At 41.5% G+C, this 670-nt stretch carries 1 protein-coding gene; it reads right to left on the reverse strand.

The features are described from left to right. A partial coding sequence (locus tag OK414_RS29740) for an IS110 family transposase (protein ID WP_264363549.1) occupies positions 1–315 on the reverse strand: 315 nt, incomplete at its 3' end. Positions 316–670 lie beyond the last annotated feature (355 nt).

The raw sequence follows: 670 nt of genomic DNA on the forward strand, positions 1-670 counted from the left end.
GTCCGAATAGCTTTTCTTAAAATTAGCTATTTGTTTAGGGTTCATGACAAACACCTTGGCACCGAAGACTTTTAAGTCTTCATCATGATGGAGAAACATCGACGGGTGAAAACTATAGACCGATGTAGATTCTAAGCCAATCTTTAAGACGTCAACTTCTTGATCGCCTATGCAGTCCAATAAACGCTCTTTAAGCAACGTCGCGCCTGGTAAGTCATTGGTGACGGTAAAGGCATTCAGCTTTTCTCCTTCACCATTTAAAATGCATACTTTCATATCAAACGAACTTACATCTAAACCAACAAATAATCTCACGGGAGAGACCTCCTTTCGATTTAGAATCACTTGGCATTTCCTTGGACGTCTCGAGATATCTCTAGTGTGTACGCCGACCAACAACCTCGTGTATCAGAGCTTCCCCTGCATTCGAAAGCCGCCATAGAGCTACTACCCTCTAGGTTCGAATGACAGGCTGCTCAGCCTGCGAGTAGGGAGTCCCGCGCGTTCACTGAGAAACAGTCTTACATTGTGGTTAATCCACAGGAGAAAGAAGAATTGTCCCAAATGATCCTATGATCATTATCTAGAAATATCTTGAGACGTCCAAGTAATATGTTATTTAGTTTATTAATTAATATGGAAACAGATCTTAGCTCCTAAATAGGGCTTA

This window comes from Priestia sp. JV24 (genome assembly GCF_025910025.1).
GTDB lineage: Bacteria > Bacillota > Bacilli > Bacillales > Bacillaceae_H > Priestia > Priestia megaterium.